Source organism: Nonomuraea diastatica (genome assembly GCF_004349015.1).
GTDB classification, from domain to species: Bacteria; Actinomycetota; Actinomycetes; order Streptosporangiales; family Streptosporangiaceae; genus Nonomuraea; species Nonomuraea diastatica.
The window spans coordinates 1-26,191 of sequence record NZ_SMKP01000157.1 but is presented as its reverse complement, the minus strand read 5'-3'; the positions used below and the strand labels follow the sequence as shown (position 1 = coordinate 26,191).

Here is a 26,191-nt window from a genome sequence, read left to right as displayed (position 1 = left end):
GGCGGGAGGCGGGCTGGCCCTGGTGGACGTGGGCCGGTCTCGCCGTCGCCGTTTCCGTGCTCGGCTGCTTCGCCGCGACCCTCCCGCGCCGGCCGGCTCCGTTGATCCACCCGTCGGTGTGGCGTGACCGGACGGCGCGGTGGGGGGTGTTGCTGGTGTTCGTGTTCAACGCGGGCGTGCCATCGTTCACCTACCTGTTGTTCGTGCACCTGCAGACCGCCCTCGGCTACGCGGTCGTCGCCGCCGCGCTAATGTCGGCGCCGTTCGCCGCCGCGGCTGTCCTGGGCAGTCGCGTCGCGCCTGCTCTCTCCCATCGGTACGGGTCGGCGGTGCTCACGGTCGCATCGTTGATGTTGGCGGGGATGGTCCTGGGGCTCGCGCTCCTTGTCCAGACCGGGGTCGGGCACTGGGCGGCGATCCCGGTGCTGGCGGTTGGTGGCGTGGCGTTCGGCTCGTTCACGGCGTCGGTTTTCGCGCTGGTGCTGGCTAAGGTGGACGGGGCCGCGGCGGGGTCGGTGTCCGGGCTGCTGCCCACGGCCCAGCAGCTCGGCGGGTCGATTGGGGTGGCCGCGGCCGGGCTGGCCTACTTCACGTCCCCTGGCGGCGCGTTCTGGCACGCGATGATCTACGAGGCCGCGGTCTTCGTCGTCGCCGCGTTGGTCAGCCTCCGGCTACGCGGACGGCTGCTTGTAGAAGCAGAGCCGGTCGCGCAGGATGCCGGTCGCGCAGGATGCCGGTCGCGCAGGATGCCGTCCGGGGAGGATGCCGTCCGGGGAGGATGATCGGCGAGGGGCGAGCGGCCGTATCCCAGCAGCCCCTCGATCAGGTGCACCCCTCCCACACCCGCACGGGATGAACCGGGAGAACAGCGCCGCGTAGGCGATACCACCGAATCCTCCATGCCGGATGCTGGTCTCGGCCAGGAGATCATCGATGTAGGTGTCCACTTGGGGGCCGTCGGCGGCCACCGTGCTGCTATCCCCCATGTCGTGGCCACGTCCGGTTCGGCGAAGGCGTTGACCACATCGGCGATCGCCGCGCGACCGGTAGCCGCCTGCGCGCTGACCCGCCAGGGAGCCGCAGGCGGTCACGAGCACCCGGGTGGGTGCCCTGACGGCGTTCGCCGCGGGGTCACTCGCCGCCGCCGTCCCCTCCGCCGCCATCGCCCCCGCCGTCGCCCCCGACTCCGCTGCGCGGGCTCGGTATGGCGCCGCTCAGCGCGGTGCTGGTGTCACGCAGGCCCTCGGGGAAGGCCAGCACTGCCCCGACGCCGCGGGCGCGGTCCTTGCGCTGCTGCCAGCTCAGCCGAAGACCGAACTCCCCAGCGAACCCTGCGCTGTCCACGAGGTCGCTCAGGAACAGCAGATGCTCGTCGAGCGGGGTCCGCTGGTCGTAGACAGCGCGTAAGTGGGCGATGAGCGAGCCGCGGGCCAACGGGTCGGGGTGGTGGCGTACTCCGGCCAGGAGCCTGCCGGGCTGGTGGCGCAGCAGGCCCTGTCCGATCAGCGCGTCACGGTGCAGCGTGAACGCCGCGCGGCGGCGATGGCGCAGCCACCCGTGCAGCCCCGAGCCGGATTGCAGCGCGCCCAGCACGTCGTCGGCCCAGCCGAGACCGGTGCGGCGGGTGTCCAGCAGTTCGATCGTGCCGCCGGCGCGGTAGACGTCGAAGCCGAACAGCTTGGACTTGCGTACGCGAACCCGCAGCCTGCGGCGAAGCGCAAGTTCGCCGAGTTCGGCGGCGGCGCAGCCGTAGGCCGCCTGCTCGGAGTCACGCACCCTACCGGACTCCCGGTGTGCGAGGAGCAGGAACTCCCCGGGCAGGGGCAAGTGCCACATAGGTTCATTATGGGACATGGAAGATCACCACAAGGCCACCCACGACATGCTGCTGTGATCACCGCTCTCTCCGCCACGAGGTCGGCCCGAATAGCCTCACTCGTGGAGCCGACCTCGGCCTGCTCGGCCGAGGTCACGCCGCCTCCCCATCGCTTCATGGTCGCGTTCGACCGCTGACCAAAGATCGCCTAGAGAATTCTGATCTCGGTCTAAGCGGATACCGCCTCCAGTACGGGGACCAGGGACGCGGAGGGCGTGACGCGCTCAAGGCGCAGACCCGCTTCCTCGAACACGGCCTTGAACTGGTCGAGGCTGCGTTCCCGCCCGGTGAGCAGCGTCAGCATGTTGAGGTCCATCAACGGTGCGAGGCCCGGCGCGCCCACCTCGTCCACGATGAGTTCCATCACCAGGACGCGGCCGCCGGGGTTCAGGGACTCCCGGCAGTTGCGGAGGATGCGCACGCAGGAGGCGTCGTCCCAGTCGTGCAGCACGAACTTCAGCAAGTGCAGGTCCCCGCACGGCACCTTCTCGAAGAAATCCCCGCCGACGAACGTGAACCGGTCCGCGACACCCAGATGCTCGGCGGAGGCCTCCGCCTCCGCGCCCACGTGCGGCAGGTCCAGAACCTGTCCGTTCAGCCCGGGGTGCCGCCGCATCAGCGTCTGTACGAGGTTGCCGCCGGCGCCGCCGACGTCCACGGCCACCTCGGCGTCCTTGATGTCGATCACGTCGGCGAGCTGGTGGGCCAGGTTGCGCGTCATGGCCGTCATGGAGTTGGTGAAGACGGTTGCCTCCCTCGGCTGGGTGCTCAGCCAGTCGAAGAACGGCGCCCCGAGGGCGTCCTCGGCCCGCGGCCTGCCGGTGCGCACCGCGTCGGCCAGCCGCCCCCACGGAAGCCAATGAGACTCGGCGCCGCCCCACAGGGCCAGGTCACGCAGCGAGTCCGGCGTGCCGGTGCGCAGGGTGGCGAGCAGGGACGTGCTCTCGAACCGCCCGCCGTCCGCAGGAGCGGCCAGGCCGAGTGAGGCGCAGGCCCGCAGGAACCTGAAGGTCGCGTCGGGGTCCAGGGACTCCGCCTCGGCGACCTCGGCCGCGGTGGCCGCACCGTCGTGCAGATGGTCGGCTATGCGCAATTCGGCCGCGGTCCGTACCACCTGAGTGACCCAGTAACCCGTCATCATCTGGATCATCCGCCCAGTGTCGTCCACCGGAGGCTCGGCGGAGCCGACCGGGAAAAAGGGATGCTCGAACAGCGTCAAGTGGATACTCCTTCGGTCTGGAAGTGGGGATGCCGCACCGCTGTCCGGGTCATGGCCGCTGAGCACCTGCGGACGGCACGGTGGTCCGCCGTGCGGGACCCACCTGTCTAATCGTCGGCGTTTCGGCTGACCAGTTCCCAGACCATTCGCTGTCCAGTTCCGCCGAAGAGCACCCCGCTCGGCTCACGAGCCGATTCGGCCCCTGAGCCGGCATCGACACCGTGGGCGCTTTCACTCGTACGCAAGCCGAGCTCCAGCCGCGATCGTCCGTCCCTGTGGCCAGAACTGGATAACGAATGGTCTGGGAACTGGTCAGGCGAAGAGCCGAAACTCGGCAGGCGGATTGCACAGGCCGGGGGCTGACCGTGCATCGGATGCAAGTTACGGGAGCAGACGGAGAGTGAACGTGTACGGCGATGGCAGCGCCGCCGAGCCGAGCGAAGCGGAGGCCGTCTTCGAGACGATGCTGGAAGAGTGGTCGCGGCAGCAGGGCGATACCGGGCGCTTCGAGTCGTCAACGCTCATCTTCCGGGAGCAGGCGGTGCGCCGTTTCGCGGCGTTCGCCGCCGCCTACCCGTGGCAGTGGTCACCAGGGCACGTCGACGGGTGGATCGACGACCTGATGGAACGGCGCAGAGCACAGTTGACGGTTCGCGGATACCGGACCGCGCTCCGGCTCTTCTGCGACTACCTCACCTCGCCGCACAATAGATGGCTGACGGAGTGCGCCTCCCGCTTCGGCCGGGTCCCCGCGCAGGTCGTCCCCGACGGGGAGGAGGCGCGACTCGCCGGCTACCGGGGCGACCCCGCGCGCCGTCCGATGACCCGCAAGGAGGTCCAGCTCTTCCTCGACCACGCCGACGACCAGGTCGAGGTGGCCTTGAGCCGGGGTCACAAGGGGGCTCTGGCGCGTTACCGCGACGCCGCTGTCTTCAAGGTCATCTACGCCTGGGGGCTGCGCTGCTCGGAGGCGTCCGGGCTGGACGTGCTCGATTTCCATCCCCATGCCGACACCCCGGAGTTGGGCCGCTTCGGCTCCCTGTCCGTCAGGTCCGGCAGGCGGATCAGGGGCCTGCCGCCACCGCGGCGGACTGTCGTCAGTCTGATGCCGTGGGCGGTGGAAGCGGTCGAGGACTATCTGGGGCACGTCCGGCCTCGGTACCGCGGCAACCATCAGCACGCCCTCTGGCTGACCGAGCGGGGCGGCCGCCTGAGAACCAGGGAGATCGAGGAGAGGTTCGCGGCCTATCGGGACGCGCTCGACCTGGACAAGGCGTTGACGCCGCACTGCATGCGCAGCGCGTACATGGCCCACCTTCTCGAGGACGGCGCCGACCTGACGTACGTACAGGAACAGGTCGGGCATCGCTTCGCCACAACGACCGCCACCTGCGCGCGTTCCGCGGAGGAAACGGCATGACGGCGACATTCGACTACCGCTGGCATCTGCGCGCCGTCATGGCCGACCGCGGACTGTACGCCACCACCGACCTGCGACCGCTCCTGGCGGAACGGGGTTTCCCACTGTCGCAGAGCCAGGTCTACCGGCTGGTCGCCGAGCGGCCGGAACGGCTGAGCCTGCCCATACTGATGGCCCTGCTGGACATCCTCAACTGCACGATAGAGGACCTGATCGAGCCGGTCAGGAAGGCGGACGGCCAGGAAGCGCGGCCTTCAGGTACGCAGGCCCGGTTCGGCTCACGGCCGACCCGGGCGCGCGTCCTGCCGGAAACCTAGCCCAGGTACGCCTCCCGTACGCGGGGGTCGGCCAGCAGCCGCCCCGCGGGGCCCGACAGGGTCGTACGGCCGAGGTCGATCACGTAGCCGTGGTCGGCCAGGGTGAGGGCGGCCAGGGCGTTCTGCTCGACCATGAGGATCGTGGTCCCCCGGCCGCGGAGCACGGCGATGGTGTCGAGAATCTGCTGGCTCATGATCGGAGAAAGGCCCATGGTGGGCTCGTCGAACATGAGCAGCTTCGGCCTGGCCATCATGGCCCTGCCGATCGCCACCATCTGCTGCTCCCCTCCGGAGAACAGCCCCGCACGCTGAGTCCGCCGCTGCCCCAGGACGGGGAAGAGGTCGTAGACGAGTGCCGCGTCCTTCTCGATGTCGCGGTCTCTGCGCAGGTGAGCGCCCAGGAGCAGGTTCTCCTCGACGGTCATCCCGCCGAACAGCCGGCGGCCCTCCGGGCAGTGCGCGATGCCGGCGGCCAGGATGGCGTGGGCCGGCAGCTGATGGATCGACCGGCGCCGGAAGAGGATCTCGCCGTGGAGCGGGCGGAGCAGGCCGGAGATCGTTCGCAGCGTGGTGGACTTGCCCGCTCCGTTCGCGCCGACCAGGCAGACGATCTGCCCCTCGGCCACGGTGAAGCTGACGTCCTTGACCGCTTCGATGGCACCGTAGGCGACCGACAGGCCCTTCACTTCGAGCATCAGGTGGTTCCCAGGTAGGCCTCGATGACGCGGGGATCGGCGCGTACGGTCCCTGGCGGGCCGTCGGCCAGCATCCGTCCACGTACGAGCACGTGGACATGGTCACAGAGGGAGAAGATGAACTTGGTGTCGTGCTCGATCACCACCACGGCGATCCCGCGGTCGCGGATGGCGCCGATCAGCGTGCGCATGGCCGTGGTTTCCTGGCCGTTCATGCCCGCGGTGGGCTCGTCCAGCATGAGCACCGCCGGGTCGCCGGCCAGCGCTCTGGCGATCTCCAGGCGGCGCTGGTCACCGTAGGGGAGACTGCGCGCCGGCGTGCCACCCTCGGGACGGAGGCCGACGAAGGCCAGTTCGGTGCGGGCCCGCTCGATGGCCGCCGCCTCACTCCTGCGGAAACCAGGGCCGTGCAGGAGCGCACTCAGCAGGCCCTGCCTGATCCGGGTGTGCCGGCCGACGAGGACGTTGTCGAGGGCGGACATTCCCGGGAAGAGGCGGATGTTCTGGAACGTGCGGCTCACCCCGTTGCCCATGGCCTCGGCGGGATCGGCCGCAAGTGGCCGCCCGTCCAGCAGGACGCGTCCGCCGGTCGGGGCGTACAGACCGGTCAGGCAGTTGAACAGGGTGGTCTTGCCGGCCCCGTTCGGGCCGATCAGGCCGACGATCCGCCGGTCCGGCACGGTGAGCGTGACGTCGTCGAGCGCCACGAGCCCGCCGAAGGCCATGGAGACGCGCTCGGCCGTCAACGTCATGAGGACACCAACCCCTGCGGACGGAAACGCATGATCAGGATGAGGGCGAGACCGAAGAGCATCAGCCGGTAGTCGCTGAACTCGCGCAGCTTCTCCGGCAGCACGAACAGCAGTGACGCGCCCACGATCGCACCGGGAACCGTGCCCATCCCGCCGAGCACCACCGCGGCCAGCAGGGTGACGGACTCGCTGAAGTCGAAGCTCTCGTACCCGACCGTCCCCATCTTGTGCGCGAAGACCGCGCCCGCCAGGCCCGCCAGCATGGCGCCCACCAGGAAGGCCAGGATCTTGGCCCGTCCTGTGCGCACTCCCATGGCCCTGGCGACGTCCTCGTCCTCCTTGATCGCCCGCCAGGCGCGGCCCATGCGGCTGCTCTTCAGGTTCAGCAGTACCGCCACCGCCCCCGCGACCATGAGCACCGCGACCACGTAGTAGAGGAAGCCCGCGGGAAGCGCGCCGAGCGGCTCGTTGAAGTCCTGGCCGAACATGGTGATCTGCGGGATGCCGGGAATGGAGTTGGCGCCTCCGGTCAGGCCGCCGATGTTGTTCTGTGCCGCCCTGAAAAAGATCTCCCCGAAGGCGAGGGTCACGATGGCCAGATAGTCGCCCCGTACGCGCAGGGTGGGCGCACCGACCACGACGCCGAAGACGCCGGCCGCCGCGGCGCCCGCGAGCGCGGCCAGCGGGAAGGGCAGCGTGTGGGCCAGATTCGCCGCGGTGAAGGCGCCGAGTCCGAGGAAGGCCACGTAGCCGAGGTCGAGCAGCCCGGCCAGGCCCACGACGATGTTGAGCCCGGTCGCGGTGGCCGCGTAGATGCCGATGGTGGCGGCCACGGTCATCCAGTAACCCGTGCCGGCTTCGGTGAGCGGCAACATCAGGGCGCAGGCCAGCATTACGGTGAAGGCGAAGAGCCTGTGCCTCTCGGTGAGCGCGGCCAGCCAGGTCAGGATCCCGTACGCGGACAACGACCCGATCAGAGCCAGGCCGAATCCGCAGAAGGCCAGGAACTCCGCCGCGCCGTACGAGTTGGTCGCCCTGCTCTGTCCGCCCGCCGTCAGCGTCTGCGTCACCAGCCACAGCAGTGCGGCGAAGGCGGCGAGCAGGGCCAGCCAGGCCACCGCCCGCCCGGGCAGCTTCAGCTCGGGAGCCGGCAGGGCCCGGCCCGACCACACCACGAGCGCGCCGCCGACCAGCGCGACGGGCCCGCCGATCGACAGCGCGCCATAACCGATGAGGAATCCCGTGTGCACCAGAGCGATGATCAGCACGCCGATGCCCACGGACCGGCGGGCGCGGGGCAGCAGCGCGGCGGCCAGCCCGAGCAGCACCAGGTGCAGGCGGAATCCGGTGACCAGGTACGGGGCGTCGAAGAACTGCAACGTCGCCAGGTCGGGATAGGCGCCCGCGGGAAGCACGACGGAGGCCCACGGAAGCAGGGCTCCGGCCAGGACGACCACCGCTCCCGCCACCGGGCGCCACGTACGGCGATCCGAGACCGGCCGGACCTCGGGGGGCCGCGTCGTCACCTGCGTCATGCGCGTACCCCTTCCGACCGGCCGAGGAATCCCTGGGGACGGAACATGAGCACCAGGATCAACAGCACGAAGACCCAGACGTAGTCGTACTGGGCGCCTCCCCAGGCGTACTGGCCGGCCAGCGACTTCACCAGGCCGATGCAGAGAGCGCCCAGCATGGCGCCGCGAATGTTGCCGATGCCGCCGAGCACGGCGGCCGTGAAGGCGAAGATGCCGTTCTGGAAGCCGATCATGGTGTCGATCTGCGTGTAGTGGATGCCGTACAGCACGGCTCCGATGCCGGCCAGGACCGCGCCGATCACGAACGTCGCCAGCATCACCCGGTCCGGGTTGATCCCCATGAGCCGGGCCGTGTCGGGGTCCTGCGCCGTGGCCCGCATCGCGCGACCGAGCCGCGAGCGCTCCACGTACAGGTGCAGCGCCCAGGCCAGCAGCGGAGCGACGGCCAGGGCGAGCACCCCGGTCCACAGGACGGACACCGTGCCCATGACGAGGTGGCCGTTGGCGAAGGCCCGCGGGAACGGCAGTGGTGAGGTCGCGTGCGGGTAGAAGACCCGCACCACCTCCTGCAGGAGGATCGACACACCGAGCGCGGTGATCAGCGGGGCCAGCTTGTGTGATCCGCGCAGCGGCCGGTAGGCCAGCCGCTCCATCGCGACCGAGACGGCGACGGAGGCCGCCACCGCCGCGACGACCATCACCGGCAGCGCGACGTACCAGCTCACCCCCTCCGGGAGCAGGTACAGGAAAGCGAAGTGGGCACCGAAGGCGCCCACCATGAACACCTCGCCATGAGCGAAATTGATCAGTTGAACGATGCCGTACACCATGGTGTAGCCGAGCGCGATCAGTCCGATCAGCGCCCCCTGCACCAGGCCGTTGACGATCTGCTGGGACAGGGTCGCCACGGCTCACTTCTCTTCGAACTGGCCGCTCAGCACTGCCTTCCAGGCGCCGGAGGTGACCCTGTAGACGGTGAACATCTTGTTCAGGCTGTCGCCGTACTGGTCGAAGCCCACCACGCCGTTGGCGCCCGCGTCCGTCTTGTACGCCTGGACCTGTGCGATCAGCTGGGTGCGCTGCTGCGGCGAGCCCGTCCATTCGCCGGTCGCGGTCACCTTGCCAAGCGAGGTGACGATCACGTTGGCGGCGTCGTACGCGAACGCCCCGAAGCCGCCGTACCCGTCGGAGAAGCCCTTCTTCTTGTACGCCTCCACAAAGGCCTTGCCGGTCTCCAGCTTCTCGATCGGCGCGCCGACCGACGTCGCCACATCTCCCTCCTTGCCGCCGAGGGCGATGAACTGCGGGTCGTACAGACCGTCGGTACCGGAGATGGGCACGACCAGCCCGAGATCCTTGGCCTGCTTGCTGAGCGGCCCTGCCACGTGGTACTCCGACCCGACGTAGATCGCTTCAGGACGGGTGGCCTTCACCTTGGTCAGCACGCTGGAGAAGTCACTGTCGTTCTCGTTGACCTTCTCCCTGATGAGGATCCGCGCGCCGAGCTTCTTGGCTTCCTTGGCGAACTGCGTCGCGCTGTTCTCACCCACGGCCTTACCGTCCGTGATGATGGCGAGCCTCTTCTTGCCCTCTTCCTCCACCATGTAGCGGGCGTTGTAGGGCCCCTGGAGATCGTCGGTGCCCACGACGCGGAAATAGTTCGGATACTGCCGCTTCGGCACCGCGGCGAAGTCCACGCCCCTGGTCAGCGCCGGATCGGTGTTGCCCGGCGAGATCTCCAGCAGGTTGGCGGGGGCGATCTTCGGCTGGATGGCCCTGGCCACTCCGGAGTTGTACGGGCCCACGATCCCCACGACGCTCGGATCGTCCGCGAAACGCTGAGCCGCCGCCGCCCCCTTGTCCGGATTGGCCTCGTCGTCCTGCGCGTCCACCGTGAGCCGGTATCCCTTGATCGCGCACTTCGCGTTGGCCTGCTCGACCGCGAGTTGCACCGAGTTGCGAATGCCCAGCCCGATCGCCGACACCTTGCCCGACATGGGCGCGATCACCCCCACGACCAGCGTCCCCCTGCTCGTGTCGCAGCCGCCGGCACCGCTCGTGGCCTCGGTCTTGTTCGCCCCGCAGCCGCCAGAGGCCAGCGCGATGCCGAGGGCCAGCGGCCCGGACAGCACAGCGGCACTCTTCCTTTTCAATGGAAACTCCCTGCCCCGTTGAGTGACTCTCACTTCAGGTCGAGCAAGGTAGAACCCTTTACTGTCCACTTGACAGATCAATCTCTGACCATCTCGCTTCTCACGAGTGGGCCGACGAGGTGTCGGTGCCGTACAGCTCCCGGTGCCACAGGTCGGCGAAGACCCGTTCGATGCCGGCCGTCAGATGGCGGCGGTAGGTGGTGAAGGGGAGGCCGAGTCGTTCCGCGGCCATCTCCTGGGTGGGCGTGCCGCGCAGGAACGTGGCCGACAGCGCCCGGTAGGACTTGACCGCCCGCGGATCCTCGCGCAGATCGTCGATCGCCTGGCGCAGCAGGTCGCCCAGTGCCGTGGCGGGATCCTGCCCGGCCCGCTCGGCGATCAGTCTCGTGCGTACCAGCGGGGAGGCGGACAGCTCGTCCGGCCGCGACAACTGGCGCAGCGCCTTGCGGACCTCCTCGCTGAACTCCGCCTGGGACAGCACCGCCAGTTCCGCGGGCGCGGCACCCGGGTCCTCTGGAGATGTCGTGTCGGGCAGGCGGCTCACCTGCCCCAGCCACGCCTGCGCCGGCACCGCGCGCCAGTCATGTGCGAACAACGTGTACGCGTGATCACCCAGCCGTGGCTGCTCGGTGATGTCACGCATGTCGTAATGCCGCAGGTGCTCCATCCACGCGTGGCTGGGATGCCGGATCGCGATGTAGGACCATGCCATCCGCTCGGCCCGCAGGCAATTGCCGATGATTCGCCATTGGATCAGATCCATAACGGGTGAAAGTCCGCGAAACGGCGGCAGCGCCCAGAGCCGGCTGACCGCCAGGTATTCGCCGGCGCGCAACGGCGTGGTGGCACGCGCATGCGCCCAGGCCCCGGCCACGATGGGATCGGCCGCCACTTCCTCCTCATCGATCTCCGTTAAAGGCAACCACGCGGAGAAGGCCACCACCTGGCCGGTTTCCGTGCGTCGATACACACGGAAGGCCTCCGGCTGACGCCGCGCCCAGAACGCGGCGCTGTCGGCGGACGCCTCTCCCTCGGTAGTCGTGGCCACCCGCAGCAAAGTGCCAACGTCCTCCTCCCGCAACACGTCTTCATGGAACTCGCCCTCGTCGTGACCGCCGTGGAAATCGGCCAGCGCGCGATTGTCGCGATGCAGGTAGAGCAGGGCCGCGACCGCGCCGGGCACGTCCGCGTCGCTCGCCGCGCGCACCCTGTCCGCCAGGTGCGCATGGATGCGGTCGTGCATCACCGCATACCCCTCGGGATCGCGCCACCTCAGGTCCGCCTCCAGCACCTCCCGCACCACGTCGTGCGGAAACAGGCCCAGGCTGCTGGACTCCACGAACGGCAACCGCCGCAACCACAGGAACATGCATGCGGCCTCCTCCGGCAAGGCCGCCCGCAGCAGGTCCTCCGTCGTCATGTACGCGTGCGCGCAAATCTCCAGGGCATACCGGTGCGTGGCCGACGGTAGCTCGCCGACGAGCTGGTCCAGCAACGTGGCCACCACGTCGTGGTTCGGCATCCACCGCTTGCTGGCCCCTCCGTCCTTCACCGCCACGGCCGCCCCCAGCAGCAGCGCGAGCGGATGGCCGCCGGCGAAGGCCAGCAGCGGCTCGCGCAGCTCGGCGGGCACCCCGGAGGAGTCCATCAGGGCTTGGGCGTCGGTGATCTGCAGATCGCGCAGCGGCAGCACCTCCAGCGCCCCCGCCCACCCCGGATCCGCCTGCCACCGCATGTCCGGCGGGTATCGCCCCGCGATCACCACCAGCGCCCCCAGAGGCACCCGTGGCAGGAACCGCTCGCGCAGCCATCCCTCCAAGCCCTGCATGTGCTCGAAGTTGTCGATGAGCAGCACCGTGTTCGCATCGCGAAGCACCTGCTCGGCCTCGGCCTCGAAGGCCGCCGTCGACGGCTCCAGCGTGCGCCCGTCCACCACGAACACCTGCCGAGCCGCCAGCATGGCCTCGTGCGCGAAACGCCGCAGCAGAGCCGACTTGCCGATGCCGCCGGGACCGTGGACGTACAGGACGCTGCAACCGCCGCCGTTCATCGCCGTGCGGAAAAGCCTGAGTTCTTTCTGCCGTCCGACGAACGACATCTCACGCGCTACCTGCAGCCGCCCTCCCAGCAGTCCGGGCTTATCAATGTCCCCCGATGACATTTACATAACTCCTCTCCGAACACTCGGTCGATGCCACTGTCGAGTGCCGGTCCGTGCCTTTTCGGACGCGCTGGTCGGATTCTCGTGAACCATCCACGAGGCTATGAAAGAACCACGAGTGGTGACAATACCGCCCGCTGCACGGCAGGGCGTACAGCAGGCCGCTCCTCCACTTCCTCGCCCGCGCAATAAAACGGGGAATCAATTCATTGGACGCATGGATCGTTCATTCTCCTGCCTCAGATTCGCACATCCGATAGTCGAACCCAGTGAACAACATTTCCGCCCCTCCGACGGCGGCTGGTCCGGTTGGGCTCCACCGCGCCAGGCGTGGATGAGCATCCAATGAGCGCGCTACCGTGGCCTCCAAGGGAGGGCGCTGCCGGCAATGCGGGCGCCAGAGGAGATCATCGAGCGGCCCAGACGACCCGGCGCAGGCGGCCCAGGTCATCGCGATGACCCTGGCCGGCCTCCCAGCAACCACCCCCGATGCGACCCGAGAAACCGACTCCTTTCTCCGTTCAGGTTCGACAGGGTGCGCGCGGCGTACCTGGGCCGAACAGGGCGTCCAAGACAATATGTCTGCACAGACAGGTATATTTTCAGCCGAAAAGCCCTGTCTTAGAGGCCGGCCGCCCGCGCCTTCTCATGCACCTCGGCGGCGACGTCCGTGAACTCCTGGGCGTCGCGGGGGCCCACCTGGAGGTCAATGAGGATCTCCTCGAAGCCGATCCTGGCGTGTGCGGCGAGGTCTTCGACGATCTGATCAGCGTCGCCCTGGAAGAGGGCGCGGTCCTGGCCCTCGTACGGCTTGGGGGTGTAGACGGCGTTCGCCCGCAGCACCGTCTGGATCGGCCTGGTGCGCCCGCGCTCGGCCGCTAGGTCCCGCAGCTCGCGCCACTGGGCGGCGGTTGTCTCGGCGCCCATGGCCAGGGGCAGCCAGCCGTCGGCGTGGTCGATGAGACGGCGCTGGGCCTGCCTGGTGCTCGCGGCCAGCAGGATCGGAATCGGCCGGACGGGCTTGGGGCCCACCACGGCCGGCGCGATCCGGGTGATCTCGCCGTCGTACGTCACCGGGTCGGGCCCCCACACCGCCCGGCAGACCTCGATCACCTCGTCCAGCGTCTTGCCGCGTTCCTCGAAGGGCCGCACGCCCGCCGCCGCGTACTCGTCGAGCGACCAGCCCGAGCCGAAGCCCGCGACCACCCGGCCGCCGCTCGCCGCGTCCAGCGTGGCGAGGGACTTGGCGAGTTGGAACGGCATGTGCAGAGGCGCCACCAGCACGGACGTGCCCAGCCTGACCCGTTCGGTGACCGCCGCCGCCAGGGACAGCGTGACCAGCGGCTCGGCCACGGAACGATAGAAGTCGTGCCAGGGCAGGCCGGGAACGCCGAACATGCCTTGGGTGGCGGGCTCGGGGAAGAGGGCGCGTTCGTAAGACCACAGGCTCTGGTATCCGATCCGCTCGGCGGCGCGTGCCACGCCGGGCAGCTCCCCGACGGAATACTGGCGGGTCTGCGGCAGGCCGAGCCCCAGTGGGGTTGTCATGATGGGTGAGCTCCTCCAATGTGACTATCGCTGAGTGGCCGGGCGGATGACGATCTCGTTGACGTCCACATCGGACGGCTGCCCGACGGCGTAGGAGATGGCAGCCGCGATCGCGTCGGCGGAGATGAGTTTCTCCCGGAAGGCGCGGATGAGCTCCTTGGTGTCCGGATCGGTGATCGAGCCGGCGATCTCGGACTCGACGATGCCGGGGGAGATCGTGGTGACCCGGATGCTCGGGTCGAGCTCGACGCGTAGGCCCTCGGTAATGGCCCAGGTGGCGTACTTCGTGCCGGAGTAGACGGCGCTCGTGGGCATCACCTCGTGGGCTCCCACGGAGGCGACGGTGACGAAGTGGCCGGAACCGAGGCGCTGGAAGTGGGGCAGGGCGGCGGCGATGCCGTTCAGCAGCCCGCGGATGTTGACGTCGATCATCTGGTTCCACTCGTCGGTGAGTAACGAGTCCAGCCGGGACAGGGGGCCGATCCCGGCGTTGTTGACGAGCACGTTGATCCGGCCGTGACGGTCCACGGCGGTGTCGACGAAGTCGGCGACGTTCTTGGCGTCGGTGACGTCGAGGCGGTGCGTGTCGGCGGTGCCGCCCGCGTCCCTGATCGTCCCGGCCAGCGCGGCGAGGCGATCCGTACGGCGGGCGCCCAGAACGACAAGATGCCCGTCACGGGCCAGTCGCAGCGCGGTGGCGTGCCCGATCCCGCTGCTCGCCCCGGTGATGAGTGCCACTTTCGACACTTGCTTTCAACCCTTTCGATAGGCGGGTAAGTAGGTGATGCATCACCTACATGACATGAACCATACATGACTTGTCACCTACGCTGCTAGACTGCTCCCGTGGCTGTGACGAAGGACATCCCGTGGCTGACCGACCACGAGCAGCGCATGTGGCGGCGGTGGCTGGGTCTCAACGAGGAGCTACTGGCGACGCTCAACCGCGAGATGCAGAGCGACACCGGGCTGTCCAACCCCGACTACCAAGTGCTGGCCGTCCTCAGCGAATCCGCCGAGGGGCACATGCGGGTGTCCGAGCTGGCGGCGTCGTTGCAGTGGGAACGCAGCCGGGTCTCCCACCACGCCGCGCGGATGGAGAAACGGGACCTGGTGTCCCGGCGGGGGTGCCCGGAAGACGGCCGCGGCGCCTTCATCCGCATCACCGAGACGGGGCGGACGGCCATCGAGCAGGCCGCGCCCGGTCATGTGCGTGCTGTCAGGCGCCTGGTCTTCGACGTGCTCACCGCGGAGGAGGTGGCGCAGCTCGACGAGATCTTCCACCGGCTGCGCACCCGCGTCGGCTTGACGACCGAATGAATCCGCGCCTCTGCTCCCATTCCGCTCCCGCCGACACTTACCGCTTAACCTGTAGAAACAGGATCACGCGAAGATCGATTCATACACCACATCCGTGGACGTGGACGTGACCGTCGTCCCGTGCCGTGCGTGCTCCGACAGTCCGTGCCCGCGCCCCAAGGAGAAGACTCCTCGACGTAGTCGGCCAACGTCGCGAACACACGGTCAGTGACCTGTGCTGACGCAATCGCGTGTACCCGGTGACAGACTCTTATCGACACGTCCGCCTATCGGCTCCGCGCCGCCGCCAGCGGTCTGGCCTCCGTCGAACGGCCGGCCTGATCGTGAGCGAGGGCGTGCAGCCCAGCTTGATCGGACAGTCCAACCCCGGTGCGCCCGGACTGCACACCGATGAGCAGGTCGCCTCCTGACCGTCGCTGGGAAGGCCAACGGCGGCCGGATCTTCACCAATTCCGGGGGATCAAGCGCGGCCTTACCCGGCAAGGCGCTGCGTTGTGGTTTACGCGGCAAGGCCCTGCTTGAGAGCCGCAGCCATGCGGACGACGCGCTCTGCCTGGTGGCGGGCGGCGTTACGAGTTTGGTCGCTGATGGGATTGTTGCCTTGAGCGTCGACGTGAGAGGTGCCGTACGGGTTACCGTCCACGAACTTGACCGGGTCCGTGTAGCCGGGTGAGACGATCAGGCCGCCGAAGTGGTGGATGGAGTTGTACAGGGCCAGCAGCGTCGTCTCCTGGCCACCGTGGTTGGTGGCCGTGGTGACGAAGCCGCTGTAGACCTTGTCGGCCAGCGCTCCCTGGGCCCACAGGCCGCCGAGCGTGTCGACGAACTGCTTCAGCTGGGAGGACACGTTGCCGAACCTGGTCGGCGTACCGAAGATCACAGCGTCGGCCCACTCCACATCGGCGGGGGTGGCCACCGGGATCTCCGTGCTGGCCGCCGCGTGCGCGGCCCATGCCGTGTTGGAGGCGATCGCGGCCTCGGGCGCGAGTTCGGGGGTCTTCAGCAGACGTACATCCGAGCCGGCCTTTTCAGCTGCCTCGGCGATGTCCTCGGCGATCTGGGCGCTGAACCCGGTGGCGGAGTAGTAGATGACGGCGAGCTTCACAGAGGGGGTCATGATGGGGAGTTGCCTTTCGTATGGTCGTGTCGGTCGGGACGTTCGGTGGTCGCGACCTGGATGAGGAGGGCAGGTCGAGCATGTGGGCGGTGAGGTCGGCGAGACGTTGCCGAAGATTGTGAGATCCAGGCGCGCCCCCGCGCCGACCAGCAGGATAATGACTGTGGAACCTCAAGATCCCCGACGGAGTCGCTCAGCCGCGATGTCGGTGGGTGAGCCGCCGACTGGCGGCGCACTCACCATGGGGTTACCTGGTCCTCGCGCGGTAGATCGCGTCGTTCAGGTACTGCCGCTTCTTCGCCTCGTCGGCAGTGCTGTCATCTGGTACCGATGAACACGTTGTCGATCGACCAAGAACCGTACTGGTTGGCGCGCCCGCTGGAGTGGAACCGCACGAGCACGCCCAAGTGCCCGGCGGCCTGCGGAATCGGCACCGTCATCCGTCCCCGGGTTCCACCCGTGGCTGCGGGTCCTTCCCAGGCGGTCGACCATGTCAGCCCGCCGTTCAGGCTCAGTTCGACGCCGCCGGTCAGCAGGTAGGGATAATAAGCGCTGTCGAACTCGATAACCGGGCTCTCCTGGCCGGTCAGGTCGACCGCGGGAGAGACCAGCGAGGTATCGACCGCAGTCTCCGGCCGATCGGTGCCGTAGATGCCGGCAAAGGACCCGTCGGAGCCCGGTGGCCGAGCAAAGGGTGTGTCGACGAACTTCCAGGTAAGATCTTTGCCGGGCGCGTGGGTGATCGCCCAGCCCTCCTGCGGTGTCCAGCTCCGCCAGCCCGTGAACTCCGTGTAGACGCTCGTCGGCTGCGCGCTGCCGGTCTCCTGGGACAGCGGAGCCGCCGATACGGCAGGCTGATCGCTCAGCGTGGAGACGGTGAACACAGTCGCCGCAATTGTAAAGCCGGAAAATATCGACAAGAGCCTTCGTCGCTGGACTGAATGATGCTGTTTCATTTGTTTTCCTTTCGCTGTTCAGCTTGTAAGCGGCTGACGCAGGTCAGTCGAGCCCACGGCAGGCTGCGGTGTACGCCGCCATCGTGGACGATTCCCTGACCGGAGAGGTAAGGGACCGACGCTCGAGTGGAGCAACCGCGAGGTCGATGCTCTGGTGAACAACGCCCGTCGACGGCCGCCTGGGCCTGATTTAGATCGATCAGGTCCGCGTGGACGATCAGATCGCGATCGCGGTTTGGCGGTCTCGTCCATGAGGTCGCGGTCGAATACGGCGACGCGGGCGCTGACATCGGCCAGTGACCCGGCGAAGGTCTGTCCGAGACCTGACGCACCACCGGCGACGACAACGGTCCAGCCGTCCAGTCGGAACCGGTCGATGGGCTTGTGTCCTCCGATGGACTTTGCGTCATGAGGCACGCTCCTGCCTGAGCACTACTGAGAGCAGCCGTCCTGTGCCGGGGTTCTCAGATCCCAATACGACTGTTGTTGCCAGGCTCGGCGCGGATCTCTCCATCCTCGCAGCCCGGCATCAGGTACAACAAGCTGCCTGCGCAGACACATTTCAGCATTCGGTGTGAGATAGATCACTTAACCTTGATCTGGTCGGAAATTGAGACCGTTCGGTAGGCACACGTCAGCAACCCGTCGCTGCTATAGCGCAGGTGATGCTCTTGAACTGCAAGAACATAAAGTGCTGAGCCGCCAGCGGGGTGGCCCTGGATCTCCAGAGTCTGGTTCACCGCCTTCTTGGCCATCTTCAGCCCGGCGGTGGGGCGGGTCGCGATCCGCTCGGCGAGGGGCAGCGTGGCCGACTCCAGGTCGGCTCGGGGAACGACCTGGCTGACCATGCCCAATTCCGTGGCCTCCGACGCCGAGAGGGCGTCCCCAGTGAACAGCAGTTCCTTCGCACGGCGGGCACCGAACTCCCACGGGTGCATGAACAGCTCGACAGCGCCGATGCCGAACGCCGTGACAGGGTCGGCGAAGAGCGCGTCCTTACTGGCCACGATCAGATCGGTGGGCCACATGATCATCATGCCGCCCGCGAACACCCGCCCCTGGACCGCGGCGATGCTCGGCTTGGGGAAGTTGCGCCAGCGCCAGTGCAGCTGCAGGAAGACCTCGCTTGCCCAGGCCATGTCGCCTTCGACGCCGCCGAGGCCGAAGCCGCCCTCCAGCGTCACCTGGTCCATCCCATCGGTACTGAACAGCGCATCGACGGTCTTTGACGTTGGCCAGATTCCGCATCCCACCTCGGCCTCGAGGTCTGGCAGAGATGGCCTCGCCCGACCAGCGCACGTCAGCTCAGACGTCGGCAGCACTCGAAATAATTGCCTGCGCAGGCATATTTACGGGCGCGGACCAGTGGTCGGAGGCTGACCGGAGAAAGGGGAACAACATGCCGTTCGAGATCGGCGTCATGACGTTCGGGGGACGATCCCGGTCGCGTTCTTCGCCTCCGCCGGAGACTTCGACGGGACAACCCTGCTCAACCCCGCATCTACGGACGTATCGAGGTCGGCCTCACTGACATCGCAGACCTTCTCAAAGCTCGCGCGACGGGCACGGAGACGACACAGCCTCGCAGACCGGCGAATAGCCAGCCCCATGCACTCTCACCGAGTGCATCCAGCAGGCAGAGGCCCGAATCCGCGACCCCATACTTCCACCTCACCCTACTCACTGACAGGAGCGTCATGTCCGCTGTGTTCGTAGCCGGCGCGACCGGCCGCCTAGGCCGCTTGATCTTCGACAGTCTGCGACAGCGGGACGTGCAGGTCCACGCCCTGGTCAGGCCGGGCAACATCGATGGCCGCAAGGCATTCGTCGACGACCCGGCCATCGAGGTCGTGGACGAGCCTGCGCTGGCACCGCCATCTGGCATTGCGTAAGTGGACCTTCACCGATAAATGGCGCCCAGCCCGGCCCGGCACAGCCGGGCGATCAAGGCACTGGGGATGCGGATGGCGCGGGAGAATCCGACCTGGAGGCATCGGCGGATCCAGGGTGAGTCGGCCCGGCTGGGTACACGATCGCGGCCTCCACGGTGTGGGAAATCCTGCACACGGTCGGCATCGATTCGGCTCCCCGCCAGACAGGTCCGGCCTGGCGGTAGTTCCTGACCGCTCACACCCACGCGATCACCGCGTGCGACTTCCTCGAGGTCGAAACGGTGCTAATCAAACGGCTGTATGTGCTGGGCTTCATCGAGCACGGCACCCCGGCAACTGCACCTGGCCGGAGTAACCACGCACCCGACCGGAGCATGGACCACGCAGCAAGCCCGCAACCTGCGCATGGACCTGGGTGACCGCATCGCCGGACTGCGGTTCGTGATCCACGATCGCGACCCGCTCTTTTCGGGAAGTCTTCAAAGCCGAAGGACTACGAGCCGTCTCCACCTTGCCGCGGACACCGAAAATGAACGCCTATCTGCGAGCGGGTCATCGGCACCCTGCGCCGCGAACTCCTGGACCGCATCCTGATCCTCAACAAACGCCACCTGGCCCTCGCGCTCCAGAGGTATTGATCCACTACAACCGGCACCGGCGGCACCAACATCCCCCGGGCGCCACGATGCAGCCCTTCTACGACGTGACCGGGCTCAATGACGTGCGATCCATCCGCCGAAAACCACAGGCACGATCAACGAATACCACCACGCCGCTCAACCACCGTAAGTCGACGAGATGTCAGCTCACCAGGAACTGGGTGGCCGCCAGCTCCCGGTAGAGCTCGTCCTGTCCCACCAGCTCGTCGTGCGTGCCCACAGCCCGGACGCCGCCCGCCTCCATGACCACGATCCGGTCGGCGCCGGTCACCGTGGACAGGCGGTGCGCGATGACCAGCACCGTGGTCTCCTCGGCGACCTCGGCCACGACCTCGCGCAGGCGCAGCTCGTTGACCGCGTCGAGCTGCGAGGTGGCCTCGTCGAGCAGCAGCAGCCTGGGCTTGCGCAGCAGCGCCCTGGCGATGGCGACGCGCTGCCGCTCGCCGCCGGACAGCAGCACGCCGCGGTGCCCGACCGGCGTCTCCAGCCCGTCGGGCAGCCTGGCCACCAGGTCGTCGAGCCGCGTGCGCGCGATCGCCCGCCGCAGCTCCTCCTCCGTCGCGTCCTTGGCGGCGAACAGCAGGTTCTCCCGCAGCGTGCCGGCCAGGACGGGTGCGTCCTGCTCGACGTAGCCCAGCGAGGCCCGCAGCTCGGCCAGCGGCCAGTCGAGGATGTCCCTGCCGTCGACGACGATCCTGCCGTCCTGGTGGTCGTAGAAGCGCTCCAGCAGCGCGAACACCGTGGACTTGCCCGCTCCTGACGGCCCCACCAGCGCTGTCAGGCCGCCGGGCGGCACCTCGAAGCTCACCCCGGCGTGCACCACCGGCCGGTCGTCGCCGTACCGGAAGACCACGTCCTCGAAGCGCACCCCGACCGGCCGGCCGCCCTCCTTCGCCTCGGCGCCCACCGGCTCCGCGGGCAGGTCCTCGATCTCCTTGATCCGCTTCATCGCGGCCAGCCCCTGCTGCAACTGCACCCCGCCCTGGACGAGCTGCCCGATCGGCGGAACGAGGTAGAACAGGTAGAGCAGGAACGCGATCAGCGACGACACCTCCAGCGCGCCGGAGGCGACCCGCGAGCCGCCCACGGCCAGCACGGCCAGGAACGAGATCTGCACCGCCATCCACGTCGCCACTCCCGCGAGCGACGTCCAGCCGGCGACCTGCAGCCCGCGGTCGCGGGCTCGCACGGCCGCCTCGCCGACCACGGCGATCTCCCGCTCCTCCGCGCCGCTGGCCTTGACCGTCCGGTACGCCTGCAGCGCCCGGTCCAGCACGGCCCCCATCTCGCCCACGGCCTCCTGGGCCTGCGACTGAGCCCGCTGGATACGCGGCATGATCAGCGCGACCAGCCCGCCGATCACCACCACCACGAGCAGCGTGACCAGCAGCAGCACGCCGTCCATGGTCACCATCATCACGATGGCCCCGACCAGCATGAACACCGCGCTGACGGACTCGACGATGCCGTTGGTCAGCACCGCCCGCAACAACGTCGTGTCACCGGTCACCCGCGACAGCAGGTCGCCGGGCTTGAGCCGGTCGACGTCGGCGACCCTGAGCCGCAACATCCGGTCCACCAGCCTGCGCCGGGCGCCGAGCACGATGCCCTCGCCCGTGCGCTCCATCAGATAGGTCCCCCCGGCCGAGACGACGGCACTGATCAGCACCATCGCGGTCAGCCACAGCAGCGGCCCGGCCATCGACCGGTCCTGCCCGAACGCGTCCACCACGTACTTGGCCAGCAACGGCAGCGCGAGCCCCGCCGCCGAGCCGATCAAGCTCAATAACCCGCCCACGACCAGGACTCTCCGGTGCGGGCGCACGTAGCCGAGCAGCTCTTTGACCACCACATCCCCTTTCACGATATTTCTCAACTTCTCTCCAACGAGCAGAGGCCCGCGATCGGCAGGCGGACTTGGTCGCGCCGCAGCGGTCATCGCATCGTCGATGGCCGGGCTCCGCCCTGATAGCGGCACCCCTTCCTCACACCGCGAGGCCCGAGCAATCTCGAACGACCACACCGTTCGAGCAGGGCAGGCCCTCGATCGGCGCCACGCATGTCGACGTACGCGACAGCGCAGCTGAGTGCCGCTACGGACAGTGCAGCCTGATGTCCATGGCTTGGCCGCGGCGATGCGCCTCGTCTGCCTGCGGTAGTGCAGCCTCGCCACGGCCAGCCAATCTTTGCAGGCCAAGGTGGTTGATGGCTCCGTCCGGCATTTCTTCCGAGCACTCATCACATGTCAAGCAGTACAGCGTGACGTGACCGACTCGGCTCTGACCTCTGTACGTGTGGCGGAGGCTGCAGTGTTCGCGCGATGCTTCGGCCCGCCCGCTCTTGCTCTCTCCGAAGAGGCTCTTGATACCGCGCTCAGCCTGCTGGATCTCGCCGACCGACCGGGGGCCTGCTACCTACCGGGCGCTCCAGTGTTTACCCGGACGGCACGCTTACCCACTCGCCTGACACGGGTTGCAGAACGCAACATGCCCCTCTGTCCGGCCAGGCCAGATGATCGCTCCGAGGGGCGACGAACCATGGTCCCGCCCCTCAACCGTCGTGAGGATCGCGCCGCTGTCCCCCAAGATGTCCGGCGGCTCGTACCAGTTCGCCGGTGCGATTACCGCGCTGGGGCTCGTGTGTCCCGGCCGGGACACACGTTAGGTCAGGAGCCGCGCTGTGCCAATAGCAGGTACGTGAGGATCTCCGGGTAGACCATCGGGGACGGTTGGATCTCGCAACGAAAACCGCGCGCCTCCAGCAACTCCTTGATTTCGGCCATCCGGCCGTGCAAGTCCTGGACCTCCATCACCACGTTGTCGATACGGTCCCACTGGTCGTCGGCGATACCACGCAGCACCTCCAGTTCGGCGCCCTCCACGTCGACCTTCAGCAAGTCAACGTGCGCCAGGCCGACCAGGTGGCTCTCCAGGCGGCGAACCGGCACGGTGAGGTGCTCAGGCTCGTATTGCGCGGTTACGTCCCAATCGGGGTGCCGCTTTCGGACCACGCTGACCTGCAGCTCCTTGTCCTCGGGATAGCGCGTGGAGTTGCCCGGCATGTTCGGATAGTGCACGAAGGAGGCGTCCTCGACGCGCTCACCTATGGCCTCCTGGACGACGCGGACGCCGGACAGCCCGTGCAGCTCGATGTTGCGGCACAGGTAGTCGGCAGTCCGCGGTACCGGCTCGAAGGCCAGGATCGAGGCGGTCGGCCACTGCCGCTTGGCGAAGACCGTGAACAGGCCGATGTTCGCGCCGACGTCGACGATCGTGGGCTCCTCGGGGAGGGAGAACTGGTCGTAGCATTCGTCCTCGAAGATCTCCTGGTACTGGAAATTCGCCTCGTGCTCGACGGGGGCATACAGCTTCAGCTCTTCGTCGCCCAGCAGGAGCAGGTCGTCGGTCGTCACAGGGTCCACTGGTCTCTCCCAAAGAGTGATGTGGTGGGTGATTCCACCAGCCGGAGCTCTCAGGAGAGCCGGCTGGAGGGGGCGTCCGCCACGGAGGCGGCGAACTGTTCGAGGTGGTGCAAGAAGGTTCGCGCGTCCACGCCGACGAGGTCCTCGTTGCAGCTGAAATTGACCCAGATCGCGCCTGGTTCCAGCTGCGACCAGAAGGCGGCCTCGCCCTGCATGTCGAGCAGAATCCCGGCCTGGGGCCAGACCTCGACCTCGGTGGGCCGTGGCGGAATGTCGGCGTCGGCAGCGGGCACGTGCATGTCCCAGCAGTTGAAGAGGATGAAGCCGTCCAGCGCCGCGCCGATCGCCCGGGCCTTCTCGGCGTGCAGGTCGTTGAGTGCGCAGACGTCGAAGTCGGCCCGACTGGAGGCGGTGGTGGCCGCGGCGCGGGCCGCGGCAAGCAGGTCCTCGAAACGGGGCGGGACGTCCAGCAACATCAGCGATGGCAGGGAGTGCGGCGCCACGTAGGAGACACCGGAGAACCAGTGCCGCCGGGCGTGCAGAGTGCGCAGCAGCACCCGGGACTCCCCGGTCAACTCAGCCAGCTGCGCCGTCAGCAGGGCCGACAGCACGGTCGGCGCGGCCGTCGAGCTGCGGCGGGCGATCTCGTCGACCGACCGTTGCAGCGTCCACGACTTGCCCTTCACCTTCGACGCCCGCAGCTGCGAGCGGGAGCGTCCGCTGCTCACGAATCTGGCCGGGGCGTCGCGCAGCACCGAACGGAAGTAGCGGATGGTGTCGGCGTTGGCTCGGGCCGCGGTGACGGTCGTCTCGTCGGCGACCAGCTCGCGGGGCTGCCGGGCCGGGGGCAGGCCGTCGAACGGGCGGCCGGCCAGGGCACGGCGTACGCAGTGGTCGAACTCCTGGGCCAGGGTGGTGACCCCGAAACTGTCGACGGCCATATGCGAGATCACGCCGGCCACGGCCACCACGCCGTCACCGGTGGCGATCATCACCACCCGCATCGCCGACACGTCCTGCGGGTCGAAGGAGAACTCCTCGTCGGCCATGCGCAGCAGATGTGCCGCGTAATCCTCGACCTCGTCGGGGCCGCAGGTCACCACGTGCGCCGGGACCGTGTCGGCGGGCTCGACCTGCTGGCGTACCCGGCCGGTCGGCGCCGGGTTCGACGGGTCGAGCGGGGCGCCGGAGACGTCGAAGTAGACGGTCCGCAGGCATTCGTGCCGCTCCACCAGGTGGTCCAGGGCGGCCTGCACCACGGCCGGCTCGCACGGCTGCGGCAGCCGCCACAGGACGGTGACGGCGGCAGCGCTCATCGCGAAGCCATTGCGCCGGAAGTGCTCGTAAATTCCCCGCTGTCCCCAGGTCAGCTCCCACAGCGCGCGAGCGGTACGCGGTGGCGACACGGCACGTTCCGCCGCCAGGAGAGCGGCCAGGCTTCCGGTGGTCATCGGTCTCCGTTCTTCGATCGTCAGCGACCGACGGTCCGCAGCAGGCGGGCGAGCGTGCCCACGTGCGGCGCCCGCAGCATGGTCATGTGGGTTCCGGTGGTGTGCAGGACCTCCAGGCGGGACATCCGCCGCCGCCACCCGTCGGCGATCTCCGCGTCCGTCTCGTCCCGGTCCGCGTCCGGCGCCAGCAGCAGGTGCGCCGTGCCGGTGAAGGTCCACTCCGGGTGGAAGGAGGTGCGGAGCGCGGCGGCGAAGGCGGTGAACGGGCCGCGCAGGAAGCCGGGCTTGCTGCGCGCGGGCGCCAGGCCGGTCGCGACGAGCCGGCGATGGACGAGGGCGAGTCGGGCGGCGTCGCCCGGCTGCGCCAGCAGGTCCTCCTCCCTGATCCCGAGCGGCCCTTCCAGGGTCATCTCGAAGATCCGGATCCAGGTCCGCAGCACGTCCAGGTGGTCGCGCTCGGGCACCGGCGTGCCGGGGGGCTCGCCGTCCACGACGGTCAGCGAGGCGACGTCGCGTCCGGCGGCAGTGAGCAGTTCGGCGATCCTGAACGCGACCCAGCCGCCGAACGAGTGGCCCAGCAGGTGCACAGGCCCCGTCGGGCAGGTCTGTTCGATCCCGGCCGCGGCGCGGGCGGCAGCGGCCTCCACGGTCGAGTGCGGCAGGTGCAGGCCGTCGAGTCCGCGGGGCTGCAGGCCGTACACCGGCCAGTGGGTGCCGAGCTCGCCGCACAGGTCGGTGAAGGAGGCCACGCCGGCCCCCGCGCCCGGCACGCAAAACAGCGGCACCGCCCGGGGGCTGCCCTGTTGCAGCACCACCAGCGGCGAGTACCCGGCGACCGGGACGTCTTCCGCCGCGGCCAGCAGCTCGTTGAGCGTCTCGCCCGCGGCCAGCGGCGACACCGTGCCGAACCCCAGGTCGGACGACTCGGGCACCGGGTGAACGTGCAGGTCCTCACGGCGTACGAGCTGCTCGAAGCCTGCGGCGGCGCCGCCCAGGAGGTGCACCGGCAGCGCGGAAGGCAGGGCGTGGTAGCGGGCGGCGGCCGCCTCGGTGAGGTGGATCAGCTGTGGCTCGGCGGGTGCCTCGGGCAGCTTCCGCCGGTCGGGGTCGTAGTGGGTACCGAGCAGGCCGACGAAGCTCACCGGCAGGTCCTGCCCGGCCAGCTGCACGGCCGTCTCGTAGGCGAGCAGGCCACCGAACCCGAACCCCGCCAGCCGGTACGGCCCCTCGGGCCGCACCTCGCGAATCAGCCGGACCATCCGGGAGGCCATGCCCTCGACGGTGCGGTGCACCGGGCCGTCAGGGTTCACCGGCAGGCCGTAGACCGGCACGGACTCCAGGTAGGTCAGCAGCGACAGCGCCGAGCTGAGCGAGCCGGAACCGTCATGCATCACGAACAGCGGATCACCGTCGCCGGGACTGAGCTCGATCGCGCTGTCCCCCGCCGACGGCCGGGCTTCTTCCACGGGAACGGAGGGAGCGGCGTCGATCGCGGCCGCGAGGTCGGCCAGCACCGGGGTGATGGAGACGGTCCGCACGTCGGTGTGAAGTCCCTCGGCCCTCAACCGGTCGACCAGCGACACCGCCAGCAGCGAATGCCCACCCAACGCGAAGAAATCATCGAACCGACCGACCCGCTCCACCCCCAGCAGCTCCGCCCACACCCCGGCGATCGCCTGCTCGATCTCCCCCTCCGGCT

General features: G+C 68.5%; 22 protein-coding genes and 2 pseudogenes. 6 read left to right on the top strand and 18 right to left on the bottom strand.

From position 1 onward, the window contains the following. On the top strand, positions 1 to 782 hold a 782-nt coding region (locus tag E1294_RS38855; protein WP_132515973.1), incomplete at its 5' end, for an MFS transporter. 26 nt (positions 783 to 808) lie between these two features. Here the strand turns inward: E1294_RS38855 and E1294_RS58420 are convergent. The 3 genes and pseudogenes from E1294_RS58420 to E1294_RS38840 all read right to left on the bottom strand — a co-directional run. Continuing rightward, positions 809 to 1,039: pseudogene (locus E1294_RS58420) on the bottom strand (Tn3 family transposase); the annotation flags it as partial. Positions 1,040 to 1,131: 92 nt separating this feature from the next. Then, a complete protein-coding gene (locus tag E1294_RS38845; RefSeq protein WP_132515972.1) occupies positions 1,132 to 1,836 on the bottom strand; it encodes a GOLPH3/VPS74 family protein in 705 nt (234 codons plus the stop codon). Between the two features lie 209 nt (positions 1,837 to 2,045). Then, positions 2,046 to 3,095, bottom strand: coding sequence for a methyltransferase (locus E1294_RS38840; protein ID WP_132515971.1), 1,050 nt, complete (start codon positions 3,093 to 3,095; stop codon positions 2,046 to 2,048). 406 nt (positions 3,096 to 3,501) lie between these two features. Between E1294_RS38840 and E1294_RS38835 the strand changes: the two genes are divergently transcribed. Both E1294_RS38835 and E1294_RS38830 read left to right on the top strand, forming a co-directional pair. Next, positions 3,502 to 4,515: a tyrosine-type recombinase/integrase gene (locus tag E1294_RS38835; protein WP_132515970.1), complete on the top strand. Its 1,014-nt coding sequence runs from the start codon at positions 3,502 to 3,504 to the stop codon at positions 4,513 to 4,515. Next, positions 4,512 to 4,832 (top strand): helix-turn-helix domain-containing protein, encoded by a 321-nt coding sequence (locus E1294_RS38830; RefSeq protein WP_132515969.1) that lies wholly within the window; start codon positions 4,512 to 4,514, stop codon positions 4,830 to 4,832. Before E1294_RS38835 ends, E1294_RS38830 begins: the two co-directional genes overlap by 4 nt. Here the strand turns inward: E1294_RS38830 and E1294_RS38825 are convergent. The 8 genes from E1294_RS38825 to E1294_RS38790 form a co-directional block, all read right to left on the bottom strand. Continuing rightward, a complete protein-coding gene (locus E1294_RS38825) occupies positions 4,829 to 5,527 on the bottom strand; it encodes an ABC transporter ATP-binding protein (RefSeq protein ID WP_132515968.1) in 699 nt (232 codons plus the stop codon). The two genes, E1294_RS38830 and E1294_RS38825, sit on opposite strands and share 4 nt — an antisense overlap. Continuing rightward, complete coding sequence (locus E1294_RS38820) at positions 5,527 to 6,279, bottom strand: ABC transporter ATP-binding protein (RefSeq protein ID WP_220448173.1); 753 nt, start codon at positions 6,277 to 6,279, stop codon at positions 5,527 to 5,529. Before E1294_RS38820 ends, E1294_RS38825 begins: the two co-directional genes overlap by 1 nt. Continuing rightward, on the bottom strand, positions 6,276 to 7,814 hold the full coding sequence (locus E1294_RS38815) for a branched-chain amino acid ABC transporter permease (RefSeq protein WP_132515967.1): 1,539 nt from the start codon (positions 7,812 to 7,814) through the stop codon (positions 6,276 to 6,278). Before E1294_RS38815 ends, E1294_RS38820 begins: the two co-directional genes overlap by 4 nt. Next, on the bottom strand, positions 7,811 to 8,722 hold the full coding sequence (locus E1294_RS38810; RefSeq protein WP_132515966.1) for a branched-chain amino acid ABC transporter permease: 912 nt from the start codon (positions 8,720 to 8,722) through the stop codon (positions 7,811 to 7,813). Before E1294_RS38810 ends, E1294_RS38815 begins: the two co-directional genes overlap by 4 nt. Positions 8,723 to 8,725: 3 nt before the next feature. After that, entirely contained in the window at positions 8,726 to 9,967 is a 1,242-nt protein-coding gene (locus E1294_RS38805) for a branched-chain amino acid ABC transporter substrate-binding protein (protein WP_220448172.1), read from the bottom strand. Positions 9,968 to 10,067: 100 nt separating this feature from the next. Beyond that, a complete protein-coding gene (locus E1294_RS38800) occupies positions 10,068 to 12,065 on the bottom strand; it encodes an ATP-binding protein (protein ID WP_165977709.1) in 1,998 nt (665 codons plus the stop codon). A 684-nt stretch (positions 12,066 to 12,749) separates the two neighbouring features. Continuing rightward, positions 12,750 to 13,676, bottom strand: coding sequence for an LLM class F420-dependent oxidoreductase (locus E1294_RS38795; protein WP_132515964.1), 927 nt, complete (start codon positions 13,674 to 13,676; stop codon positions 12,750 to 12,752). Between the two features lie 24 nt (positions 13,677 to 13,700). Next, the gene (locus E1294_RS38790) at positions 13,701 to 14,423 is read right to left on the bottom strand and encodes an SDR family oxidoreductase (protein WP_132515963.1); all 723 of its coding nucleotides are present in this window, start codon (positions 14,421 to 14,423) and stop codon (positions 13,701 to 13,703) included. A 99-nt stretch (positions 14,424 to 14,522) separates the two neighbouring features. Between E1294_RS38790 and E1294_RS38785 the strand changes: the two genes are divergently transcribed. Together E1294_RS38785 and E1294_RS58415 are read left to right on the top strand one after the other, a co-directional pair. Further along, on the top strand, positions 14,523 to 14,996 hold the full coding sequence (locus E1294_RS38785; RefSeq protein WP_132515962.1) for a MarR family winged helix-turn-helix transcriptional regulator: 474 nt from the start codon (positions 14,523 to 14,525) through the stop codon (positions 14,994 to 14,996). Between the two features lie 230 nt (positions 14,997 to 15,226). Continuing rightward, a pseudogene (locus E1294_RS58415) lies at positions 15,227 to 15,441 on the top strand (alkene reductase); the annotation flags it as partial. Between the two features lie 54 nt (positions 15,442 to 15,495). On the opposite strand, the gene wrbA reads toward E1294_RS58415, so the two are convergent. The 3 genes from wrbA to E1294_RS38765 all read right to left on the bottom strand — a co-directional run bounded on the left by wrbA (position 15,496) and on the right by E1294_RS38765 (position 18,262). Then, positions 15,496 to 16,113 (bottom strand): NAD(P)H:quinone oxidoreductase, encoded by a 618-nt coding sequence (gene wrbA / locus E1294_RS38775; protein WP_132515961.1) that lies wholly within the window; start codon positions 16,111 to 16,113, stop codon positions 15,496 to 15,498. Positions 16,114 to 16,430: 317 nt separating this feature from the next. Next, positions 16,431 to 17,069 carry a hypothetical protein gene (locus E1294_RS38770; protein ID WP_132515960.1) on the bottom strand — a complete coding sequence of 213 codons (639 nt, stop codon included), beginning with the start codon at positions 17,067 to 17,069 and terminating at the stop codon, positions 16,431 to 16,433. Between the two features lie 584 nt (positions 17,070 to 17,653). Beyond that, positions 17,654 to 18,262, bottom strand: a complete 609-nt coding sequence (locus E1294_RS38765) for an enoyl-CoA hydratase-related protein (RefSeq protein WP_132515959.1) — start codon at positions 18,260 to 18,262, stop codon at positions 17,654 to 17,656. A 504-nt stretch (positions 18,263 to 18,766) separates the two neighbouring features. Here E1294_RS38765 and E1294_RS53400 point away from each other — a divergent pair. Beyond that, positions 18,767 to 18,961, top strand: coding sequence for a hypothetical protein (locus tag E1294_RS53400; protein ID WP_165977708.1), 195 nt, complete (start codon positions 18,767 to 18,769; stop codon positions 18,959 to 18,961). A gap of 801 nt (positions 18,962 to 19,762) precedes the next feature. On the opposite strand, the gene E1294_RS38755 is transcribed toward E1294_RS53400, so the two are convergent. From E1294_RS38755 to E1294_RS38740, 4 genes are all read right to left on the bottom strand, one after another. Beyond that, entirely contained in the window at positions 19,763 to 21,559 is a 1,797-nt protein-coding gene (locus E1294_RS38755; protein ID WP_132515958.1) for an ABC transporter ATP-binding protein, read from the bottom strand. A gap of 726 nt (positions 21,560 to 22,285) precedes the next feature. Beyond that, positions 22,286 to 23,032, bottom strand: a complete 747-nt coding sequence (locus E1294_RS53395) for an FkbM family methyltransferase (protein ID WP_165977707.1) — start codon at positions 23,030 to 23,032, stop codon at positions 22,286 to 22,288. 59 nt (positions 23,033 to 23,091) lie between these two features. Continuing rightward, a complete protein-coding gene (locus E1294_RS38745; protein ID WP_132515956.1) occupies positions 23,092 to 24,492 on the bottom strand; it encodes a condensation domain-containing protein in 1,401 nt (466 codons plus the stop codon). Between the two features lie 20 nt (positions 24,493 to 24,512). Beyond that, positions 24,513 to 26,191, bottom strand: a 1,679-nt coding sequence (locus E1294_RS38740; protein ID WP_132515955.1) for a thioesterase domain-containing protein, incomplete at its 5' end; no start/stop codon positions are given.

Coding starts and splice junctions, on each gene's coding strand:
- E1294_RS38845 (WP_132515972.1), bottom strand. CDS start 1,836: ATGTGGCACTTGCCCCTGCCCGGGGAGTTCCTGCTCCTCGCACACCGG.
- E1294_RS38830 (WP_132515969.1), top strand. CDS start 4,512: ATGACGGCGACATTCGACTACCGCTGGCATCTGCGCGCCGTCATGGCC.
- E1294_RS38825 (WP_132515968.1), bottom strand. CDS start 5,527: ATGCTCGAAGTGAAGGGCCTGTCGGTCGCCTACGGTGCCATCGAAGCG.
- E1294_RS38820 (WP_220448173.1), bottom strand. CDS start 6,279: ATGACGTTGACGGCCGAGCGCGTCTCCATGGCCTTCGGCGGGCTCGTG.
- E1294_RS38815 (WP_132515967.1), bottom strand. CDS start 7,814: ATGACGCAGGTGACGACGCGGCCCCCCGAGGTCCGGCCGGTCTCGGAT.
- E1294_RS38800 (WP_165977709.1), bottom strand. CDS start 12,065: ATGTCGTTCGTCGGACGGCAGAAAGAACTCAGGCTTTTCCGCACGGCG.
- E1294_RS38795 (WP_132515964.1), bottom strand. CDS start 13,676: ATGACAACCCCACTGGGGCTCGGCCTGCCGCAGACCCGCCAGTATTCC.
- wrbA (WP_132515961.1), bottom strand. CDS start 16,113: ATGACCCCCTCTGTGAAGCTCGCCGTCATCTACTACTCCGCCACCGGG.
- E1294_RS38770 (WP_132515960.1), bottom strand. CDS start 17,069: ATGAAACAGCATCATTCAGTCCAGCGACGAAGGCTCTTGTCGATATTT.
- E1294_RS38765 (WP_132515959.1), bottom strand. CDS start 18,262: ATGGACCAGGTGACGCTGGAGGGCGGCTTCGGCCTCGGCGGCGTCGAA.
- E1294_RS53400 (WP_165977708.1), top strand. CDS start 18,767: ATGTCCGCTGTGTTCGTAGCCGGCGCGACCGGCCGCCTAGGCCGCTTG.
- E1294_RS38755 (WP_132515958.1), bottom strand. CDS start 21,559: ATGACCGCTGCGGCGCGACCAAGTCCGCCTGCCGATCGCGGGCCTCTG.
- E1294_RS38745 (WP_132515956.1), bottom strand. CDS start 24,492: ATGACCACCGGAAGCCTGGCCGCTCTCCTGGCGGCGGAACGTGCCGTG.